Origin of the sequence: Terriglobus sp. YAF25 (assembly GCF_052113305.1) — a bacterium.
Classification (GTDB): domain Bacteria; phylum Acidobacteriota; class Terriglobia; order Terriglobales; family Acidobacteriaceae; genus Terriglobus.
Map to the genome: position 1 here is coordinate 1 of NZ_JBFRCY010000779.1, position 2062 is coordinate 2062.

Annotated in this window: 4 protein-coding genes; 3 read left to right on the forward strand and 1 reads right to left on the reverse strand. The window is 59.5% G+C overall.

Annotated features, from left to right (window positions below):
* The 3 genes from AB4043_RS23605 to AB4043_RS23615 form a co-directional block, all read left to right on the forward strand.
* On the forward strand, nt 1-273 hold a 273-nt coding region (locus tag AB4043_RS23605), incomplete at its 5' end, for a TSUP family transporter (protein WP_442308268.1).
* Nucleotides 274-295: 22 nt separating this feature from the next.
* Nucleotides 296-730 (forward strand): DUF971 domain-containing protein, encoded by a 435-nt coding sequence (locus tag AB4043_RS23610; RefSeq protein WP_442301860.1) that lies wholly within the window; start codon nt 296-298, stop codon nt 728-730.
* Nucleotides 727-1386 carry a ferredoxin--NADP reductase gene (locus AB4043_RS23615; protein WP_442301861.1) on the forward strand — a complete coding sequence of 220 codons (660 nt, stop codon included), beginning with the start codon at nt 727-729 and terminating at the stop codon, nt 1384-1386. Before AB4043_RS23610 ends, AB4043_RS23615 begins: the two co-directional genes overlap by 4 nt.
* Before the next feature lie 142 nt (nt 1387-1528).
* Here AB4043_RS23615 and AB4043_RS23620 read toward each other — a convergent pair.
* A partial coding sequence (locus tag AB4043_RS23620; protein ID WP_442308269.1) for a LytR/AlgR family response regulator transcription factor occupies nt 1529-2062 on the reverse strand: 534 nt, incomplete at its 5' end.

Consider the following 2062-nt stretch of genomic DNA (forward strand, 5'->3'; position numbering starts at 1 on the left):
GTGCTGTCACTCTTCGGCGTGGAAGAGATGAATCAGTTGAACGCGCTCAAAGTGCTCGGCGCCTGCGTCTCGAATCTCTCTGCCGTGGTCACCTTCATCGTGCGCGGAGCGGTAGTATGGCATTTCTGCCTAGTGGCAATGATCTTTGCGGGATTGGGTGGATGGCTCGGCGCCCGTTATGCCCGGCGTATGAACGGCAACGTGCTGCGCGCCCTGGTGGTTGTTATCGGCTGTGCCGTCGCCGGCTGGTTCTTCTACCGCAATGCCGTTTGAAATTGAGCACTAAAATAGTTGTATGAGTCACGAAGGCATCCGTTTCGTAAGCCGGGAAGAGGCGCTGGCCGACGCCGCGCAGGATAACCGTCTGCCGCGCGAGGCAGTCACCCCGGCCAAGGTGCGGGTGCATCTGACCTCCGGCGAAGGTGTCGAGATCGAGTGGAAGGACGGCCATCACTCGAAGTGGACCTTCCCCTGGTTGCGTGATGCCTGCCCCTGCGCCACCTGCCACGAAGAGCGCCAGCACACCGGCCGCAAACCGGGTGAGCCCAAGCCGAAGCCCAAGGAACTCTTCGCCATGTACCAGGCGCCCGCCAAGCCGACCTCCGTGGAGAAGATCGGCAACTACGCACTGAAGTTCAAGTGGAATGATGGGCACGAAGCCGGCATCTACTCCTGGGATCACCTGCGCCGCGTCTGCAACTGTGACGCTTGCCGGAGCACGCGGGCGTGATTGCTGCCAAACTCGCCTCGAAGCGTCTGCTCAGTGAAGCTTCTCAGACCTGGGAGCTTTCCTTCCTCTGCAGTGAACCGCTCACCTATCAGCCCGGGCAGTTCTACTCGTTTGTCACGGAGCGTGATGGCAAGCAGGAGGTCCGGGCGTATTCGCTGACGCAGGCTCCCGATGGCGATCGTATGGTGCTCTGTCTCAACCGTGCCGGATGGTACTCCAACCTGCTGTGCGATCTGGAGACCGGCGGGACCGTGCAGGTACAAGGTCCCTATGGTGGATTTGTTCTTCACGAAGGTCCAGGCATCATCCTCGCCGACGGCGTCGGCATTGCGCCTGTAGCAGCAATGGTGGATGCTTTACTGCGCGCACCGCGCATCGCCGGCCCGCTGCATCTGCTGCACACGGCTTCTTCGGAATCAGAGCTGTTTTATCGCGACCGCTTTGAGCAGGCTGAGCGCGAGATTGCCGGATTCCATTATCTGCCGCTGCCAGACGTTGAGATGGCTCCGCATCTGGAAGAGATCCTGTCTCAGGCCGGAGACGAAAAGCCAACGGCTTACATTGTCGGCCTGAATGCCTTTGCGGCTCCGCTGCGGCAGTGGTTCAAAGATCGCGGATGGGATCGTAAGCAGATCGTCTTCGAGCGTTACGACTGAAGATTTTCGCCGTCAAATCTCACCCGGGTGCCCCACCCTCACAACGTTAGGGTGGGTTCAGAAGCCACGTAGATCAAAAGAACCTGGGTTTCGTTACCCACCCATCGCGTTGCGATGGATGGGGCACCCAGAATAGGGCTTGTCAGAGGTTGAACAGCTCTTTCAACCGTTTGGTCTGTGCGCGGCTTACAGGAATCTCCGTCTGTTGACGGTCGTCCATGCGGAGCTGGTAGCTCGACTTGAACCATGGCACCACTTCGCGGATGTGATGGATGTTCACGACATAGCTGCGGTGAGCACGCCAGAAGATCTCCGGATTCAACTGGTCCATCAACTCTTCCAGTGTGCGGCAGTTTGAGGTTCCCTCAACGTTCTGCGTCACGATGGAGATCTGGCCCTCATCGATCGCGGCAAAGCAGATGTGCTTCTGATCGACCAGAAGCAGCCGGTTCTGCGCCCGCACCACAACCTTGCTGCTGGAGCGCGCTGGAGCAGTAGCCTGCTGCGCTTGTTCTTCCAGCAGCTTCATCAGGGCATCGAGCTTGGCGCTGTTCGGATCAGTAGAGGTTTGCACAGAAGCTGCAGCTTCGGCCGCGACGCGGCCGCGCGCCTTCTCCACTGTCTGTTCCACACGTGCGCGGTCGAAGGGCTTCAGCAGGTAGTCAACCGCGTTCAC